Origin of the sequence: Anabaena sp. CCY 9910 (assembly GCF_963920875.1) — a bacterium.
GTDB classification, from domain to species: domain Bacteria; phylum Cyanobacteriota; class Cyanobacteriia; order Cyanobacteriales; family Nostocaceae; genus Trichormus; species Trichormus variabilis.
Map to the genome: position 1 here is coordinate 77,432 of NZ_CAWUDJ010000021.1, position 17,972 is coordinate 95,403.

Genomic DNA, 17,972 nt, shown 5'->3' on the forward strand with positions numbered 1-17,972 from the left:
GGGATTTTTCCCTAAGTTTATTTTTGGGATATGATTTATATTTTTCAAACATGGCTATGGGGAGAAGGGATGGGATCAAAGAACTGCTAGGCATGAAAGATATTTCAATTGTCAGCATTCATTGAAATTTTAAATCGTTAAAATACAATTTCATCATGAATGTAAGGGCTGTTGTAACTGGAGTTGGAGGGGCTTTTCTTGCTCTAGAATGATGCCTGGGTAATCTTTGTTAATTACTACTTGTTCTTTGAGAGATGATATGTCTTGCCATAAGACCCACCGACTACCTTGAGGTAGACTAGAAAGATTAAGAGAGTTTTGGGTTAACCAAATCCAAGGTGAGTTTAGTGGTTCGCAATTGGTAGCTTCTTCTAGAAATTTGGTTGCTGCTAGTGTTTCCAAAACGAGACGTTCTCCTTTGATTAACCCTGTCGATGCAGTCCAAATTTGCACTTGCAATTGTTGACGCTGTGCGTAAAAGTACAAAGATGCTGCGGTAATTACTGCTTGTTCAAAATTTTCTGCTGACCAATTACCAGCACTATCTAGTGCGATAATAATCTCCTGTCCACTGGTCACCATTTCTAACTCCCGTACCCGTAATTCTCCATAACGGGCGCTAGTCCGCCAGTGAATCAACCGGGTGGGGTCGCCAATACGATAGGGACGGAGCGATCGCACTAATCCAGATGAGGCTGTCTGCAATGGTTGACCACGATATTCGCTCCTTTGGCTCTCTTCTTGTCCCAATTCATCAACTAAAGGACAGCTAGTTAAAGGTAATACCGTCGGATATACGATGGCTGTAGCATCACACTGACGCTGACGACGACACCAAAACAATCCTAAAGGCGCACCCGTTCCCAATTCTACGGTATGCCAGCGATAGATGCCCCGGTTCTGGGTAGGTTGGTAGTGTACCCAACGGTAACTATCTTGACTAGCAATTGTTTCCACTCCTTGTTTGATGGGTTTACCTAAAACAAATGGTAATAGATCCTCAATTTGCAACAAACTTACGGATTGCTTAGTGGGATTGTGGATCTCCAATTCTAAAGTTAAGTCATCCCCAGCTGATACAGGTTGGATAGGATAGCGAGTTACAGATAGACCTGTGAGCGATCGCGGTGGTAAAACAGCTGCAATCCCCAATAATGCAAAACTCACGCCGCTAATGGCATACAACCAGCCAGCCATTGTATTAATCGCTGCACCAAAAAAACAAACAGCAACTCCCACTAGTACCCAGCCGGTGTACGCAGGGGCGCTAGCACGGATTTCTAACCAGTCAGTAATAGGTTTAAGGATTTTCATGTTTCTTTTTTAACCTAATACTGATGAAAATGGGGAATAGGGAAGCAGAGGGGTATAAGGGTATAGGGGTGTAAATAGTCCTAGAACTATGGACTACTGACCACTGACTACTGACTATTGACTATTGACTATGGACTATGGACTAATAAATAAAAACTTCCTCACCCAAATTCATGACTTTACCCAACTGGATTACCTTCTCTCGCCTTCTTGGTGTGCCATTTCTGTTGTATGGTTTGTACGACTCTACATCACAGGCTAGGTGGGTATGTGTGGCAATTTTTTTAGTTGCTGCTTTGACTGATTGGTTAGATGGTTATTTAGCGCGCAAGCTTAATCAAGTTAGTGATTTGGGTAAATTTCTTGATCCATTGGTGGATAAATTTTTAGTATTAGCGCCGTTATTGGTTTTGGTGGAGTTGGGGAAAATTCCGGCTTGGGGAGTGTTTTTGATTTTAGCGCGGGAGTTGGCGATCGCTGGTTGGCGAGTTAATCAAACGACCATTACAGGAGCGAATATTTGGGGTAAGTTGAAAACTGTAAGTCAGATAGTAGCGATCGCCCTGTTAATTGCACCTTTATCATCAGATTGGCAACTACCGTCTTTAATTGCATTTTGGCTTTCCGTCGCTTTGACATTAATCTCTGGGGGAATTTACCTTTGGCCGCAAAAAGTCAGTCAGGCTTCCTAGCGTATAATTTTTGTAGGTTCGTTTGAACAGTGAGAATATCAGTAGAGTTGGTAATTAGTAATCAGTAATCGGAAAAACCCATTACCAATTACCAATTAGCTATAGGACTCATACTAGATTTTTGAAATACACGTAGGGTGGGCATTGCCCACCGGCTCATGGTTTTGGTGGGCAATGCCCACCCTACAGATACTGAGAATTTTTCAGAAATCAAATCGGATTCCGATATTACCAATTAGATAATTAATCAACTATTGAGAACAAGACTGTTGCCAAGTCCGTTTTTTCTCAACATTTTGCTGTTCACCTGGCGGTACAGTACGCTCACTCATAAAGTAAATATCAAAACTTTTGAGACTTTGACCATCGGTATGTTGAGCATTCCAAGCACGGCACAGATATTTTCCGTAGAATGGGTAGAGCTTTTTACCGATCGCCCGATTCAAATTAATAAAATATGTACGCCATTGCATATTTTGGTAAATGGCACTTCGTAAGCCCAAGTCTGGTTTATCCCAAGTTAATGGACTTCCTCCCCGGAAAATATCCACCTCAGTTCCATCTTGCAAACGACCTGGAATTACGTGCCAACCGTCATCTCTGGGGGGTGCGGGTGCAAAGATACTCCAAGATTGGTCTAGGCGTGTAGCCCGGCCGATAAATTCTGTACTTTGCCAAACTTTGCGCTTGAAGGCATCAGGGGAGTAACTACTGATATTCCAGACGAAAGTGTACAACAGCAATAGCAGCGCCAAAATATTCAGAATCCGTGATGAGCGTATCTGTATTGGTTTAAATTTAAAGGGTTTGGTGAAATTACCTGCAATTTTGCGGTTAGAAGCAATTATTTCATAAAATTTTGTACCTACTGCCATGACTGGTTTCCATGCGAGTAGGGGAAGCAGAAAGCGGAATATGGGGGAGAGACTAACGATGTAGGCTATTCCCTCAAATTTGAAATGTCGGTTTCCCTGCCAATCTTCCACTACCCAGGAATTGTAGGTTTGCATATCAGTATGGATATCTGGGTATTCTTGCGCCATGAGTAACGGCGTTCCTGGCAAAATCAAGAGTGTCCGTAAAAGATGTACTACTTTTTTACAAAAACCACAATCGGCATCGAAGTAAATCGTTAAGCCTTGGCGTTCTGGTGTTTGTAGGCGCTTGTGCAGACCATTCCAAAAGGAACTGGGGAGGAAAGCTAACCAACTGAAGATGCTTAAGAATGGGAAAATCCCCAAGTTCAAAGTTAAGCCAAATCCCGCGTGCAGAAAGATGAAGGTAGTAACAGCACACATCCGAAAGAAGCTGTTACGGAAGGGAATAAACAGCAGTAAAGGCCCTACCCATTCCAGCACCAAGGTAACGTAGGTAAACAGGGTTAATAGTGGTGGAAAGTTGAGCAGGAAGTGGCCTAGAGGGGTGGTGTATTGGTCAAAACTGAGAGAATAGTAAACAGCACTACCATCAACCCAGACTGGGCTTTTGGTTTTGAAGGCGGCGGAGAATATATAAATAAAGCACTGCTGGCAAATTAAGGCAAAAGTAGCCCCAGAAACTATCCTTTCTGGTAACTTGCGAGTATTAGTATTCAAAGCGCTTTCAATGGAGTAACTAGCGCCCAGAGGTAGAAACATTGCCCAAAACATCAGCGCACGCAACACATCATCGGCGGCAAAAATCAGTGCCGGGTTCCGGTTGTGGAGGGAGATAAGCAAAACCCAGGAGGCAATGGTGGCAATCCGCGTGCGATATCCCACTAGCATTAAAAGCGCCATCACAGCCGCAATGCCAAACAACACCGTTTGGAAGACGGGTTCGCCACTAATGGCATGGAGTGACCAGTGCCAAGGTTTGCTGATGTCTGCCAGTAAGGCGCGGGGCATAACGCCTGCATCGGTGTAGTGGGCAATGTAGTCGCTGAAACGGATGCCCAAATCAGTCAGAAGAATTAATGAGATACCGATGCGAAAAGCCGCTAGCGATCGCAAATCCAGCCCAAACACATCATCTAGCTTTTTTGTCAATATGTTTCTAGATATTCCTTCATTTGCAGCCATAATTATAAAGTGTGGAGTTAAGAGTTATTGGTCAGAGACGCGATTAATCGCGTCTGTACAATTGTCAGAGATGGGATTAATCGCGTCTGTACAATTGTTAGAGATGCTATTAATTGCGCCTGTTGTCTCCCCTGCACCTCTGCCTGCGGCTTAATTACGAATAATCTTCAGGGCTTTGAGTTGTTCTACTAACTCTGTGGTGCGGGTGCGGCGACCTGGAGGATTGAGGTGATAGTGGGTGTCGGCAAACAAACTCGAATCGGTTTTTACGTTCAAGGTTTGTTTGTCGTAGAGTACAGGGGAAATTTCACCTAGTTTCTCCGCAGTTTTGCTGATGTTACTGAGGGTTTCGGTATCAGGACTGGCGTAAATCCATGAAAGACCAAGAACTAAGGTTGCGCCTTTGGCTTCGACTTCTTTTTTAAACTGGCGAATACGTCGTAAAGCGTGGGGAGAAACAGAATCTTTTATTTTTAGTTGCCACCAAGCTGACTTGAGGCGCTGTTTCATCACTGTGGGGTCTCCATTAGCAGTGATGGGGTCGGAGTAATAACCAGTGAAGCGGCCTTTTTCTACTAAATCTACAGATGACTTGGTGACAGCTTTCAACGTGGGAACACCAAGCAACATGATATCTTGGGCTAGTTGTTTGGCAGGAACACCCCCAAGTCCTGGCTTACCAATGGCTACACCAAACTGACCAGAGCGATCGCCAAAGCCATCTTTATCATTTAAGATGAGATACTCTGGTATGAGTACGACAATATCCCCTTTTTTAATGCTGTCTGCAACGCTGGGGAGAATAACATCTAAGCCGACGGGGCCATCTGTTGCCATGTTAAGAGCCGGGATGCCTAATTGTTGCTGCATCAATCCGGCATCTACGGTGTAGTGCGCCCCAGAACCCCCGACAATCAAAATCCTTTGGGGTGCTTGGACTTGACTTGCGATCGCTTTTTTCTGCTCATACATGATGCGTAGCCAACTGAGTTCGCCCCCATAACGGGCATTGTATAAGTAACCGACACCCCAAGCTAAAGCGGCGATCGCCAACCAACTGTTAAGCTGTAGAAATTTTTTCAGAGCAGCCATATAATTCCTTAGAACTCAAAGTAGATAAAGGGCGATGGTGTATTGGCAGCTAGTAAGACGGTTAAAGCCAACAGCGCCCGCGAAACCCAGGGGGAGAGTAACAAGTCATATTCACACGCCCGTTGTTGCCAGACTCCGATGTGTTCCAGGAGCAATACAGCCGTGGCTAATACTAGAGTAAATCCTAGTGCGATCGCTTCGTTACCACTGAAGAAACTCATGGCTTCGCCAAGATTGGCTAGGGAATATGTCCAAGGATTGAGGATTGTTTGCAACTTCTCTAATAGTCTTGGTGTCTTGGTTTCCATGAAAAACAGACATCCCAAGATTACTGAACCAAAGGTTAATGCCCAGGAAATAAACTGGGGCATGAGGAACCGTTGCTGTCCCACAAGTTTGTAAAAAGGTCGTCCGGCGTAACGTATAATTAATAACAATAGCCCGTGGTAGGCACCCCAGAAGACAAAGTTCCAGGCGGCTCCGTGCCAGAATCCCGAAAGGGTGAAGGTGAGAAATAGATAAAAAGGGGCCCACTGTTTGTTCTTACCCATGAGAGGTAAGAAAACATAATCCCGAAACCAAGTGCTGAGAGTGACGTGCCATCTGCGCCAAAACTCGTTAATACTTTGGGATGTGTAAGGAGCCAAAAAGTTAATAGTTAAGTTAATACCTAAAAATTTTGCTAAACCCAGAGCAATAAAACTGTATCCACCAAAGTCAAAGTAAATTTGTAATGTAAATAAGAAGGCAAAGAACCATACTAGCCAAGGGTTTTGGGCTTGGTCTAATTTGATATAAGGTGAAATATTATCTGCTAGGACAAATTTCATAAATAGTCCTAAAGACAACCAGCGAAAGCCTGTTTCAAAGTTGTCGTATGTAAATTTAAAGCGGAATGACTCAATTTGGGGAAACAAATCACCCCGGCGTTCGATGGGGCCTGCTACTACTTGGGGGAAGAAGGAGACGAAATTAACATAATCTAATGCGCCAATAGCCCGTTTTTTGCGGCTGGTGTAAGAGTCAACAACAAACGCCACCATCTGGAAGGTGTAAAAAGATAAGCCTGGGGGGATGGAACCCATACCGGGAATACTCTTTGATTGCCAATTGGCGGCTAATCCTGGTACTAACAACCCTAAAACGTCTTCGACAAAAAAGTTGAGGTACTTGAAATAAGCCAGGATGACAATATCTATAACTATGACAGTTGTGGCGATCGCTTTAGCTTTCCATCCTTGTTGACGTAACATCAACCACACCATGACGTAGTTGAAGATGATTTCACAAACAAAAATGGCAAAGCTAGAACGAGAAGCGTTGACAAACAACAGCAAAGACATTGCCGCCAAGCCGATGGCATCAAAGGAACCTTTCCACAGGTTCAATGACTTAGCAACATACCGGACTGTAAAGTAAGGGATGCTAAACAGCAACAGCACCCACCAGAAGGAAAACTCTGAGAAATTCAATTAACATCCCCCCATGAATAATTGATCATTACTAATTCGTAATTCGTAGTTGAGCCTGTAATATAGGATTCATACTTGATTTTTGAAATATACGTAGGGGAGCCACTGCGTTGGTGAAGCAGTACGGTCTTGGGGTTTCCCCAAGTGGAGTAACTGCTGAAAGGGTTTCCCGGCCTGGAGCAAGTGGCGTTGGGCATTACCCACAGGCTCATGGTTTTGGTGGGCAATGCCCACCCTACAGATACTAAAAATTTTTCAGAAATCAAACCGGATTCCTATATACGAATTACGTAGGCGTTAGCCTTGCCGTAGGGTAATACGAATTACTTAACTGCCACTGATTTTGTTCCACAAACCACCCCAAGCTTTTTCTTTGGGGGCTTCTTGTTTGGGTTGATTGGTAGCAGGTTCAGCCGTTGTTGTTTCCGCAGGTGTTACACCTACTTCGTTCACCAAATATTGAGATGCTTTTTCAATGGTGGGGTAGTCCCAGAGTAGGGTGGGGGGTAGTTCTGCATCGAGCCAGTCTTCTAATTCACCAACGATGGTGACTGAATCAATGGAATCTAGACCGTAGCGAGTCAAGGGTTCAGTAACTTTGATGGTTTGAGCTTTGATGCTCAGTTGTGTAGCAATCTGGTTAACTAACCACTCTTGGATGGTGTCAACGGCGTTATTAGTACTAGGCTTGGAGTTGGAGTCTTTGAGTTGCATCAGTCGTAGTCTCTTGTAGTTGAGGGTTTGCTAATTGAAAGGGAACGATGGAAAACATCCGATTGTCGGTATACAACCGGACTAACTCTTGGGCAACTGCTGCGTCATCAATTCGCTCTGGTAAGGCTTTAGCCGGGCGGAAGGTCAACAGCAGTTTGCGTAGGCCGAGTGCCAACCACTCGCCATTACTAAAGAAGTCTCCCAAATGATGGCGGTTGTAAAGCCACATATGCACACAACTAGCAGCCGCGTGCAGGACACAGTATTGTTTGGCTATGTCGAAGACTTCTGGCGCTTGCTCATGCCCAAACTGGAAGGTAGACTCTGTAATCTGATGATCAAGAGTATTTAATTCCTCCTGTACTATTTCGGTTAGTTGGATAATTTGCTGCAACACCTCCCCATTGAGGCTAGAGTCTGTCTTTAAATCAATTAGAGATGTCAGCGCTAAACCCAGTCCTTGAAGAACGTCGTCACCGCCTCGGTTGACTAGTTCCAACTTCTTACCATCAAATGCGGGTAAGGGTTGGGTTAAGTCAAAGGTGGCTGCTAGACGTGCTTGTAAAGTGTCCTGATTGCGTCCAGCATTTCTGATGCGGGACTTGGTAAGCTGACGTAGTTGCAGCAATAGGGCATGGAGGTTAACTACGGTACTGCCATCAAACATACTGATGATGGCGTTATCCCGCAGTACTTTTTGGAAAATGCCGTAGTCGTGTTCTTCACGCATATAAAAGCGTGAACCCAAAACGACGGAGACATTCTGCACGACTGTTTCTAGGGTCGTGGTGACGAAGTATTTCACCACTGCTGACCAAACGCTGATTTGCTCTGGCATAGTGTTAAAGCCACGAGCCACGCCGATGGTGGCACAGTCGCAAATCAATATATCTAGAAACCCATCGGTTAAAGTGCGCTTGGGTTGGGGCATATCATAGACGGTCTTGCCGTATAGCTGTCGTCCCAAGGCAAATTTGAGGGTAGTCCGTAGGGCAGTATCAGCAGCCCCTTGGGAAAAGGCAGCACACAGGGCGCGGGTGATTTGGAAGCCTTTGAGTGCTAGTTCTAGTCCTGCTCCTTCTGCTCCCAAGCGCATAGATTCGGGGATGAAGCAGTTCTCAAATTTGATCCCGCTCATATCCGAACCGCGCACGCCGTGGGTAAAGATTTTTGGTAGGTGGCTATAGTTGGCGGGGTCGATTTTGCTCTTTTCTACCATGAATAGAGAGAGGCTACGCGCTCCCCCTTCTTCGTCGGTTTTAGCGAGGACGAAGGTAACACCGGAAATGGTGGCGCGGTTAATCGGCCATTTTTCACCGTTGAGGATGTAACCGCCAGGAACTTTTGTCGCTCTCACATCACTGGCGAGTAAATCGCTACCGTGGGCTTTTTCTGAATAAGCCAAACACATAGCCCCGTTGGCATCTTTCATGAAGCTGGCCAGGGTGCGTTTCTGCTCGTCTGTGCCTGCCATCCATGTCAGGTACGACCAGAACATCGTGGTGAAGGCGATCGCTGCGGTTTGATCACGGCGGGAAAGCACGCGCACAAAGGCGATAAACTCATCAAAGGAGGTAAATTCACCGCCGCATTCCGTGGGAATGTAATAGTGTTGGAGTTTCCAGTTATAGAGCCAATTAATAATCTCATGGGGAAACTCTTCTCGTTCGTCCAGGTCAATTACCTGCTTGAACGACATCACATTATTTGGGTTAGTAGGGTCGCCCAAATCCTTTTCTAATGCTTCTGCAATCCAATATTGCTTGAGTGGCTGCATAATTTTCTCCTTAGTGAGTAACTTGCACCTTTTCCAGCAAAGAGTCTACCTCCCCTTGTAGTCGCCGATAGCTGGCGGTGTATTTGGGGTTTTCGCTCCAATCGGCTAAAACTTCCAACTCACCGGCGAGGAAACTGGCTTTGCAAGCCCGTCGTTGAATTTTGCCACTGGAGGTTTTGAGAACATTACCAGGCTTGACAAGAACTACAGCATATGCTTGTAGCTCATGAATTTCGGCGATCGCTTGCCGAATATTGGTCAATACCTCATCTGTGTTAAGCTCTTCTTCTGGTTTGCGTTTGACTTCCTGGACAATCACCAGTTGTTCCACACCATCCACATCAATGGAGAAGGCTGCACCGTAGTCTGGGCGCAGGGCTGGGTGAATTTCCTGTACAGTCCACTCCAAGTCTTGGGGATAATGATTAGTCCCCCGGATAATGATTAAGTCTTTGATGCGTCCAGTGATGAACAATTCACCACCCTTGATAAAGCCCAAGTCACCTGTGCGGAGGAAAGAGACTTGATTATTTCCGGCAATCTTGGCACGGAAGGTACTTTCACTTTCCTGGGGGCGTTGCCAATAACCACCCGCTACACTGGGGTCTGCTACCCATACCTCGCCGACTTCATCCGCCGCGCAACGAGTTAAGGTATCTGGGTTGACTATAGCGACTTGCGTCTCACAAACTAGGCGACCGCATCCAGGGATAGCCCGGACTCCATCGTCCCAGGTAGTGGCTTCCACAATTTTGTTCTGCTCAATTTTGGTTTTTTCTACCAAACACAGAACAGGTGGTGTATTTCTAGGGCTGGTAGAAACCAACAGTGTATTTTCTGCCAATCCATAAGCGGGTGCAAAGGTTTCCCACTTGAACCCACTGGGGGCAAACTTCTCAAAAAACTCTTCTAAAACTCTAGGGTTAATCGGTTCGGCGGCGTTTCCTGCTGCTACCCAACTACTGAGATCCAGGGTAGCTAGTTGTGCATCGGTGACGCGACGAACACACTGTTCATAAGCAAAGTTAGGAGCCTGACTATGAGTACCACGATAGCGAGAAATCGCTTGCAGCCAGCGTACAGGCTGTTTGATAAATGCCATTGGGGACATAACATAGCAAGGATGGCCGTTAAAGATGGGTACGGTCAAACCTTCTACTAGCCCGTAATCGTGGAAATATGGCATCCAGGTAATAGAAACACTTTCAGCATCATAACCACAGGCTTTTTGTAGATAAGCGCAGTGGTGCATAATGTTGTGGTGGCTAATCATCACACCCTTTGGTGTGGAAGTCGAGCCTGAGGTGTATTGCAAATATGCCAGGGTATCTGGAGTAATTTGCGGGTCTTGCCATTGGTCTGCGAGTTCTAGATCAATATCTTCACTGGCAAACCAGGTCATCTCTTCAAATTCGGGAAAGTCCAACTTGGCTGCTTGCAGAACACTCAAAAGGTGGTGGTTGGTGAAGACAAATTTAGCGTTGGCATCCTTAACAATTGCCCGTAACCGAGGCAAAGCCCGTTTCAATCTACCAGCATCAGGAGGGGGTGCTGGGATGGCGATGACTCCACCATAAAGACTGCCCAAAAATGCTGCCATCACGTCTAATCCCTGGGGGTAGAGCAGCAAAACACGCTCACCTTTAGCATTGTGTTTCTGCAATAATGCACCAATGGCACGGGCTAGACGATCCAATTCTGCGTATGTTAACTTTGGGCCTTCTGTTTTCCCGTCAATGAGAAACATATAGGCGAGGTTGTCCGGCTCATGAGTAGCACGAGCGCGTAGCAGTTCAACCAGGGTAGAGACGTTTGTCATTGGCAACTTCTTGGATAGTTAGGCAGTGAGTCATTTGACATGGCATCACATATCTTACTTTTCGCAGATGTGCTGCTTTCGGATATAGGCTTGCCAGGGATTTTTGTTACCTATTAATTCAGTAATATTGACACAATCATCTACTTATCGGAAGATATTACTCGGTGTTTTCACTAAAAAAATAAATTTACACTATAATCGCATCCGCGAATATGAGTAAGTGTAGATGAAGCAAAGTATTGATTTTGTAAGCATTTACCATCTCTCTATTGATGTAGGGGTGAGAAGAGATTATAAATTTACTATGAAAATTGCTAATTACTTGGTATCCCTTTGCCTAAAGTCGTGGTGAGTTGATGGGAGACTTTTGAACGCAGAGGGGAGGCAGCGCGTTGCGGTGGTTTCCCCTGTTGTAGCGACTGCCGTTGCGCTGAGGTTTGATGCTAGGTTGCGGAAATGGTGTACTTGGGGAGATGAGGGATAAATTATTACCCTGTTACTCGGAAGTCATCACTCCTAAGAATTTCAGGCGTTTTGAGCAACACTTTGGCGATAAAAGTAGCGCTTATGTAGAATTACTGCGGCAAAATTAATGACCAAACAAGTGATTGCTAAACCTAACAAAATATATGTGGGAGCCATCACCACGCCAACTTGGAACCATGTATATACGTGAAAAATCATCAAAGTTGCGAAAATACTAGCGAGGCTGACAGTTTGCCAAATTTGATGGGTTGGGCGACCTATGACAGCTAGGATAATTGTTAACAATGTAGTGAGTAAATTGGCTGGGACAAGAAACGCACAAATACCGATACAGTTGGCACGGGAGAATTCAGATAAAACATGAAAATGGAGCATTCATTTTTGGGGATAACGTTAGCATTTAAAGGACAAAATATATTTTTAGATATATCAACTAAAATTAGGATATATCTAAAGTAATTGCTTCTGTGGTTATTTAACATAAATTAAATTTAACGCTTGACTATCATGCCGACATCTGCAATAGACGGTAAAGACACAGCCGCTATCCAAGCCGCAACAGCAGAAGTTGCTGTATATGATCGCTCCAATTGGGGACTTATCCGTGTTTCTGATGATGACCGTTTGCGGTTTTTACACAATCAAAGTACTAATGATTTCCAGAGTCTCAAGCCAGGACAGGGCTGTGATACGGTGATGGTGACATCTACAGCCCGTACTATAGATTTGGTGAGTAGTTATGTTCTTGATGACGCAGTCATACTTTTAGTTTCCCCTAGTCGTCGGGAGTTTTTGCTGCAATGGCTAGATCGCTATATCTTTTTTGCTGATAAGGTGCAGTTAACTGATATTACTGAGGAAACTGCCACTTTTAGTATTATTGGGCCGGGTAGTGATGCTGTAGTTGCAAAGTTGGGTGCGGGAGGAATTATCGGTCAACCCCAAGGTAATCATATTACTATCGATGACGGTGCGATCGTTGCGGTGGGTAGTGGCTTGGCTTCCCCTGGATATACGTTGATTTTGCCAGTGTCCCAAAAACAGCAAGTATGGCAGCAAATTATCGACTCAGGGGCAGTAGAATTGAGCGATCGCGCTTGGGATACTTTACGCATATTACAAGGAAGACCAGCACCAGACTCAGAATTGACTGACGATTATAATCCTTTGGAAGTGGGTTTATGGCAGACTATTTCTTTTAACAAGGGTTGCTATATCGGGCAAGAAACCATCGCCAGATTAAATACATATAAAGGTGTCAAACAACATCTTTGGGGTATTCGTCTTAACGCTCCAACAGAAATTGGAGATACTATTACTATTGGTGATGAGAAAGTTGGTAAACTCACCAGTTATACAGAAACTCCTGATGGTTATTTTGGACTAGGTTACATTCGTAGTAAAGCTGGTGGTGCAGGTTTAAAAGTCCAGGTAGGAAACAGCGAGGGAGAAGTAATTGCTATTCCCTTTGTTTCTCATGAATACCCTTAAATAGGGGTGTAGGGGTTTAGGGGTATAGGGGTTTAGGGGTTTAAAACCCTTACACCCTTACACCCTTACACCCTCACACCCTTACACCCTCACACCCTCACACCCTTACACCCTGTCTCAACCGATAGCCTGGGTACGTAAGTTCTAGGAATGAGTAATTACTAATCGGTATAACCCCGCTTGAGTGCTAAAGTCAGTCCATCACCAATGGGGACTAAAGAAAGTGTTACCCTTTCGTCATCATGCAACTTTTGATTTAAAGCACGAATAATTCGGGTACTCTCATCTTGAATTTGAGGATCAGCAACTCTTCCAGACCATAAAACATTATCAATGGCAATTAAGCCTCCAGGACGGACTAATTGCAAGGCGCGTTCATAATAACCGTCATAATTTTCCTTATCTGCATCGATAAAGGCAAAATCAAATGTTCCTGCTTGTCCATCTGCCAACAGCGCATCTAATGTCAGCAAGGCTGGGGCTAGGCGCAAGTCGATTTTATCTGCAACCCCTGCTTGTTGCCAATAACGCCGAGCGATCGCCGTAAATTCTTCACTCACATCACAAGCAACAATCTTGCCATCAGCAGGTAAAGCCAAGGCTACAGACAAGGAACTATAACCAGTAAACACACCAACTTCCAAGGTTTTCTTTGCTCCCAACAACTGTACCAGCAGCCTCATAAACTGTCCTTGTTCCGGGGATATCTGCATTCTCCCATTGGGATGGTTAGCTGTTTCTTGACGCAGTTTCCAGAGAATGTCCGGTTCTCTAACAGAGTTAGTTAAAAGGTAATCGTAGAGTTGTTCATCAAGTCCAATAGTCTGTGTTGACATATGTAGTAAGAAAATTATCGGTATATGTAGCTATACTATCGCTGAAATTCATTACTGGAGTCATGGTAAAGGGTACATAAAAACCTATAGTGTGTAATTAATTATGTTTTCCATTACCCATTACCAATTCCCAGTCCCAAGCTATATTACAAATACTTCTGCAACAATAAGCCCAACTTTTCTTTTGTCGCCACAGGTGCTTTCTCTAAATTTGTTAAAATCGCATATTTCAAAGCCGAATGAGCCTCACTATGTGGAGGATTTTCACTCAAGCGCCGCACGGTTTCTTGAATAACTTTTTGAGCATTAACCGCATTGCGTAGTAAATTACCAATTACCATTTCCACGGTTACACTATCGTGGTCTGGATGCCAACAATCGTAATCTGTGACTAATGCCAAAGTTGCATAGGCAATTTCTGCTTCTCTAGCTAACTTGGCTTCTGGTAAATTGGTCATGCCGATGACTGTTGCACCCCAACTACGATATAGATTAGATTCTGCTTTGGTGGAAAATGCTGGGCCTTCCATGCAAATATACGTGCCACCTTTGTGGAGTGTGACATCTGGTAAATTTAAGGATGCGATCGCATCTGCTAAAACCCCAGCTAAATTTTTGCAAATCGGATCGCCAAACGCAATGTGAGCCACAATACCTTCACCAAAAAACGTTGAAACTCGATTTCTTGTCCTATCAATAAACTGATCTGGGACTACCATATCTAGTGGTTTAGCTTCTTCTTTCAACGAACCCACGGCGCTAGCTGAAATTAAGTACTCCACACCCAATTGCTTCATAGCGTAAATATTGGCACGGAAGGGTAACTCTGTAGGTAACAGTGTGTGATTACGACCATGCCGTGCTAAAAATGCTACTCTTGTTCCGTCTAATGTTCCCAAAATCAACGCATCAGAGGGCGAACCAAAAGGCGTTTCGATTTGTACTTCTTCTACATCTTTCAGGGCTTCCATTTTGTAGAGACCACTACCACCAATAATCCCAATCTGTGCGTGAGCCATGATTCTTTACCTGTTGCTTGCGGAACTGCCCAGTTATTGTACCTAAAAGGCGAGTATCAGAGGAGGCATAAAGCTGATAACTATTGAGCATTTGCTATTCCGTGTGCCTACTCATGTCAGACTTTACAGAAAATTGTTATTCTCTTGGAATAAATTTAAAAAACATAAATTTTGGTGAGGAATATGCAAATTACTAGCCCCTCAACCCAAATCAATTTAGAAACAGTTTTTGAGCGCATTTTTACTATTGGTAGAATCTCACGCCGAGATCAGCAGTTATTAATGTCTACACTGCTCTCCAAAGAAGGTTTAAGCGAAGGTGAACAACAGCAAATTAGCCGAGTATTCACAGCTTTGCAAAACGGATTACTCAAAGTCGTAGATTAATGATGAAAGGATTTGGGACTTATACCAATTCTCTATGAAGTTGCACCAAATAAATGATGTAGTGGCGTGGCAAGGCTAAAATAGTGCAATAACAGAAATTCGGCGTGCTGATTGAGGGGATGATTGTTATCTCACGCATACCGCAAGCGTAACCCGCAGGGTAGGCGCATTCGCCGTAAGGCGTTCCCGTACCCCTATGGGGAAGCAAGCTACGCGTTAGCGTCTCCGAAGGAAAAGGGTAGAATTAATATTTTGCTGTGTATAAAAGTCTCAATTCATCCCGCATTTATGCAACGCCACAGAAATTCTATCCGCGTCTATCTGCGTGTATCTGTGTTTAATTTCATCCCAGTCTATTGCAACATTTTAGTCATGTCAGTCCACTACAATAATTTTATTTTTGCTTTATAAATAACCTCTTATATCTGTTAATTTTCTATCACTTTTGACAGAAAGAATGATTATTCCATTAGAAAGAAGTAATTAATCTTTTAAATATCTAGAGTGAGTTAAATAACACTAATGTTTTGGTTCAATACAAATTGACTTTAGAATTCATAATTGATTTCTGAAATATATTTGGGGTGGGCATTGCATACCCTAAAGTAATACAGTTCGGTTAAGGCAACAACTTAGACTGGTGTAGGTTGGGTGGAGGAACGGAACCCAACATTCTCAAGACTTTGTTGGGTTCCGCTATCGCTCCACCCAACCTACTATTCTCTTAACTGAACCGTATTGTACCCTAAAGAACTGATAGGACTTACGCAACTGGCACATTTTTAGAGTGCGTCAGATTGGAGTATTTCGTAATTGTCAAAAGATGTTTGGCATCTGACGCACCCTACAAGAACCGTTAGCTGTCAACAAACTATACAAGTGACTATGTAATTTAAAAGCATCATAGCTTATGACTACCCAAGAGCAACTACACCAATGGCATGAATTAGCGCAACAATTGCGAATAGATAGTATTCGCGCCACAACCGTCGCTGGTTCAGGCCACCCTACTTCTTCCATGTCCTCTGCCGATTTAATGGCGGTGTTATTAACTAATTATCTTCACTACGATTTTGACAATCCACATCACCCTAATAACGATCGCTTTATTCTCTCTAAAGGACACGCTGCACCCTTACTTTACGCCATGTATAAAGCGGCTGGGGTCATCACCGATGAGGAATTAATGTCATTGCGGCAAATGGGTAGCCGTCTGGAAGGTCATCCCACCCCAGTATTACCTTGGGTGGATGTGGCGACTGGTTCCTTAGGGCAAGGATTACCCATCGGTGTGGGGTTGGGTTTAGCTGGGAAGTATTTAGACCAGCTACCTTATAACGTCTGGGTGTTGTTAGGTGACAGTGAAACAGCAGAAGGTTCTGTGTGGGAAGCTTTCGACCATGCCGCACACTACACCCTAGACAATCTCATTGCCATTATCGATGTCAACCGCCTTGGTCAACGGGGTCAGACAGAATTAGGGTGGAATACTCAAGCCTATGCTAATCGTGCTAAGGCTTTTGGTTGGCAAGCCATAGAAATAGATGGTCACAATTTGACGGAGATTGACCAAGCCTTTAGTGCGGCGATTAGTATTAACGATCGCCCCACCGTCATTATTGCCCGTACCAAGAAAGGTAAAGGTGTAGCGTCTTTGGAAGATTTGGGCGGGTGGCATGGCAAAGCTTTAAAGCCTGATGCAGCAAAACAAGCGATCGCTGAGTTAGGTGGTGAACGTCACATTACTATTCAAGTAGCCAAACCTGAACCAGGACAACCCACATTACTCCACCCCCAGCCCTTGCAACTACCCACTTATAAACAAGGTGCAGAAGTTGCCACACGTCGCGCCTATGGTGATGCTCTCAAAGCCTTAGGTGCAGCGCAACCCGATGTTGTTGCCCTAGATGCAGAGGTGAGCAATTCTACTTACACCGAAGATTTTGCCGAAGCCTACCCAGAACGCTATTTTGAAATGTATATTGCCGAACAGCAAATGGTTGCAGCTGCTGTTGGCTTGCAAGTACGTCAGTATAAACCTTTTGCTGCGACCTTCGCCGCCTTCTTAACTCGTGCCTACGATTTTGTGAGGATGGCAGCCATCTCTCGCGCCAATATTAAATTAGTTGGTTCCCATGCGGGTGTATCCATTGGTCAAGACGGCCCTTCACAAATGGCATTGGAAGACTTAGCAGCCTTTCGGGCAGTGGGGAATAGTACCGTACTTTACCCTTGTGATGCCAATCAAACAGCGAAACTAGTAGAGCAGATGAGCGATCGCCAGGGTATTGTTTATCTCCGCACCACCAGGGAAAATACACCAGTTATCTACGGAATCGAAGAAGAGTTTCCCATTGGTGGTAGTAAAGTTATTCGTAGCTCTGACCAAGACCAAGCTACCATCATTGGTGCAGGTATAACTTTACACGAAGCCATCAAAGCAGGCGATCGCCTCAAAAACGAAGGCATTACAGTACGCATCATCGATGCTTACTCTGTTAAACCCATTGACGTACAAACCCTGCATCAAGCAGCCAATGACACAGAAGGCAATTTAGTAGTCGTCGAAGACCATTGGCAGGAAGGCGGATTAGGTGCAGCCGTGCTGGATGTCTTTGCAGGTATTGGGAACCTCCCTAGCTACGATGGCCCCCCACTGCAACTAATTAAGTTAGCAGTTCATCATATGCCTGGTTCCGGTACGCCAGAAGAATTACTCCATGCAGCCAACATTGATGCTGATGCCATTGTAGAAGCCGTGAAATCTCAAGTCAGACATCTTATTGGTACCAGAATTTAAATAGATGATTAAT

At 44.5% G+C, this 17,972-nt stretch carries 15 protein-coding genes; 4 read left to right on the top strand and 11 right to left on the bottom strand.

Features of this window, described 5'->3' with window-relative positions; translation table 11 throughout:
• Nucleotides 1–153: 153 nt before the first annotated feature.
• Nucleotides 154–1,314, bottom strand: a complete 1,161-nt coding sequence (locus ACM5QX_RS16630; RefSeq protein WP_414754510.1) for a DUF58 domain-containing protein — start codon at nt 1,312–1,314, stop codon at nt 154–156.
• Nucleotides 1,315–1,487: 173 nt separating this feature from the next.
• Here ACM5QX_RS16630 and pgsA point away from each other — a divergent pair, with 173 nt between their 5' ends.
• Nucleotides 1,488–2,006 carry a CDP-diacylglycerol--glycerol-3-phosphate 3-phosphatidyltransferase gene (gene pgsA, locus ACM5QX_RS16635; RefSeq protein WP_414754511.1) on the top strand — a complete coding sequence of 173 codons (519 nt, stop codon included), beginning with the start codon at nt 1,488–1,490 and terminating at the stop codon, nt 2,004–2,006.
• Between the two features lie 251 nt (nt 2,007–2,257).
• Here pgsA and ACM5QX_RS16640 read toward each other — a convergent pair whose 3' ends face one another.
• The 7 genes from ACM5QX_RS16640 to ACM5QX_RS16670 form a co-directional block, all read right to left on the bottom strand.
• Nucleotides 2,258–4,066 carry a hypothetical protein gene (locus ACM5QX_RS16640; protein ID WP_414754512.1) on the bottom strand — a complete coding sequence of 603 codons (1,809 nt, stop codon included), beginning with the start codon at nt 4,064–4,066 and terminating at the stop codon, nt 2,258–2,260.
• Nucleotides 4,067–4,216: 150 nt separating this feature from the next.
• Entirely contained in the window at nt 4,217–5,158 is a 942-nt protein-coding gene (locus ACM5QX_RS16645) for a hypothetical protein (RefSeq protein WP_414754513.1), read from the bottom strand.
• Between the two features lie 8 nt (nt 5,159–5,166).
• On the bottom strand, nt 5,167–6,630 hold the full coding sequence (locus ACM5QX_RS16650; RefSeq protein WP_414754514.1) for an MBOAT family O-acyltransferase: 1,464 nt from the start codon (nt 6,628–6,630) through the stop codon (nt 5,167–5,169).
• Between the two features lie 327 nt (nt 6,631–6,957).
• Nucleotides 6,958–7,344 (bottom strand): acyl carrier protein, encoded by a 387-nt coding sequence (locus tag ACM5QX_RS16655; protein ID WP_414754515.1) that lies wholly within the window; start codon nt 7,342–7,344, stop codon nt 6,958–6,960.
• Nucleotides 7,313–9,121 (bottom strand): acyl-CoA dehydrogenase, encoded by a 1,809-nt coding sequence (locus ACM5QX_RS16660; RefSeq protein WP_414754516.1) that lies wholly within the window; start codon nt 9,119–9,121, stop codon nt 7,313–7,315. The genes ACM5QX_RS16655 and ACM5QX_RS16660 overlap by 32 nt, the downstream gene beginning before the upstream one ends.
• Nucleotides 9,122–9,131: 10 nt before the next feature.
• Entirely contained in the window at nt 9,132–10,940 is a 1,809-nt protein-coding gene (locus ACM5QX_RS16665; protein WP_414754517.1) for a fatty acyl-AMP ligase, read from the bottom strand.
• 525 nt (nt 10,941–11,465) lie between these two features.
• Complete coding sequence (locus ACM5QX_RS16670) at nt 11,466–11,801, bottom strand: hypothetical protein (RefSeq protein ID WP_414754518.1); 336 nt, start codon at nt 11,799–11,801, stop codon at nt 11,466–11,468.
• A 132-nt stretch (nt 11,802–11,933) separates the two neighbouring features.
• Between ACM5QX_RS16670 and ACM5QX_RS16675 the strand changes: the two genes are divergently transcribed.
• Complete coding sequence (locus ACM5QX_RS16675; protein ID WP_414754519.1) at nt 11,934–12,917, top strand: YgfZ/GcvT domain-containing protein; 984 nt, start codon at nt 11,934–11,936, stop codon at nt 12,915–12,917.
• Between the two features lie 161 nt (nt 12,918–13,078).
• Here the strand turns inward: ACM5QX_RS16675 and ACM5QX_RS16680 are convergent, their stop codons facing one another.
• The 3 genes from ACM5QX_RS16680 to ACM5QX_RS16690 form a co-directional block, all read right to left on the bottom strand.
• Nucleotides 13,079–13,753 (bottom strand): class I SAM-dependent methyltransferase, encoded by a 675-nt coding sequence (locus tag ACM5QX_RS16680; RefSeq protein ID WP_414754520.1) that lies wholly within the window; start codon nt 13,751–13,753, stop codon nt 13,079–13,081.
• 146 nt (nt 13,754–13,899) lie between these two features.
• On the bottom strand, nt 13,900–14,772 hold the full coding sequence (locus tag ACM5QX_RS16685; RefSeq protein WP_414754521.1) for an S-methyl-5'-thioadenosine phosphorylase: 873 nt from the start codon (nt 14,770–14,772) through the stop codon (nt 13,900–13,902).
• Nucleotides 14,738–14,863 (bottom strand): hypothetical protein, encoded by a 126-nt coding sequence (locus tag ACM5QX_RS16690; RefSeq protein ID WP_414754522.1) that lies wholly within the window; start codon nt 14,861–14,863, stop codon nt 14,738–14,740. The genes ACM5QX_RS16685 and ACM5QX_RS16690 overlap by 35 nt, the downstream gene beginning before the upstream one ends.
• 92 nt (nt 14,864–14,955) lie before the next feature.
• On the opposite strand from ACM5QX_RS16690, the gene ACM5QX_RS16695 reads away from it, so the two are divergent.
• Both ACM5QX_RS16695 and ACM5QX_RS16700 read left to right on the top strand, forming a co-directional pair.
• Nucleotides 14,956–15,159 (top strand): hypothetical protein, encoded by a 204-nt coding sequence (locus tag ACM5QX_RS16695; RefSeq protein ID WP_011318467.1) that lies wholly within the window; start codon nt 14,956–14,958, stop codon nt 15,157–15,159.
• A 910-nt stretch (nt 15,160–16,069) separates the two neighbouring features.
• The gene (locus ACM5QX_RS16700) at nt 16,070–17,959 is read left to right on the top strand and encodes a transketolase (RefSeq protein WP_414754523.1); all 1,890 of its coding nucleotides are present in this window, start codon (nt 16,070–16,072) and stop codon (nt 17,957–17,959) included.
• Nucleotides 17,960–17,972 lie beyond the last annotated feature (13 nt).

Excerpts from the sequence above, each read along its gene's own strand:
- ACM5QX_RS16690 (WP_414754522.1), bottom strand. The coding sequence starts at position 14,863 with ATGCTCAATAGTTATCAGCTTTATGCCTCCTCTGATACTCGCCTTTTA.
- ACM5QX_RS16700 (WP_414754523.1), top strand. The coding sequence starts at position 16,070 with ATGACTACCCAAGAGCAACTACACCAATGGCATGAATTAGCGCAACAA.
- ACM5QX_RS16660 (WP_414754516.1), bottom strand. The coding sequence starts at position 9,121 with ATGCAGCCACTCAAGCAATATTGGATTGCAGAAGCATTAGAAAAGGAT.
- ACM5QX_RS16670 (WP_414754518.1), bottom strand. The coding sequence starts at position 11,801 with ATGCTCCATTTTCATGTTTTATCTGAATTCTCCCGTGCCAACTGTATC.
- ACM5QX_RS16665 (WP_414754517.1), bottom strand. The coding sequence starts at position 10,940 with ATGACAAACGTCTCTACCCTGGTTGAACTGCTACGCGCTCGTGCTACT.
- ACM5QX_RS16655 (WP_414754515.1), bottom strand. The coding sequence starts at position 7,344 with ATGCAACTCAAAGACTCCAACTCCAAGCCTAGTACTAATAACGCCGTT.
- ACM5QX_RS16695 (WP_011318467.1), top strand. The coding sequence starts at position 14,956 with ATGCAAATTACTAGCCCCTCAACCCAAATCAATTTAGAAACAGTTTTT.
- ACM5QX_RS16675 (WP_414754519.1), top strand. The coding sequence starts at position 11,934 with ATGCCGACATCTGCAATAGACGGTAAAGACACAGCCGCTATCCAAGCC.
- ACM5QX_RS16640 (WP_414754512.1), bottom strand. The coding sequence starts at position 4,066 with ATGGCTGCAAATGAAGGAATATCTAGAAACATATTGACAAAAAAGCTA.
- pgsA (WP_414754511.1), top strand. The coding sequence starts at position 1,488 with ATGACTTTACCCAACTGGATTACCTTCTCTCGCCTTCTTGGTGTGCCA.
- ACM5QX_RS16685 (WP_414754521.1), bottom strand. The coding sequence starts at position 14,772 with ATGGCTCACGCACAGATTGGGATTATTGGTGGTAGTGGTCTCTACAAA.
- ACM5QX_RS16645 (WP_414754513.1), bottom strand. The coding sequence starts at position 5,158 with ATGGCTGCTCTGAAAAAATTTCTACAGCTTAACAGTTGGTTGGCGATC.
- ACM5QX_RS16630 (WP_414754510.1), bottom strand. The coding sequence starts at position 1,314 with ATGAAAATCCTTAAACCTATTACTGACTGGTTAGAAATCCGTGCTAGC.
- ACM5QX_RS16680 (WP_414754520.1), bottom strand. The coding sequence starts at position 13,753 with ATGTCAACACAGACTATTGGACTTGATGAACAACTCTACGATTACCTT.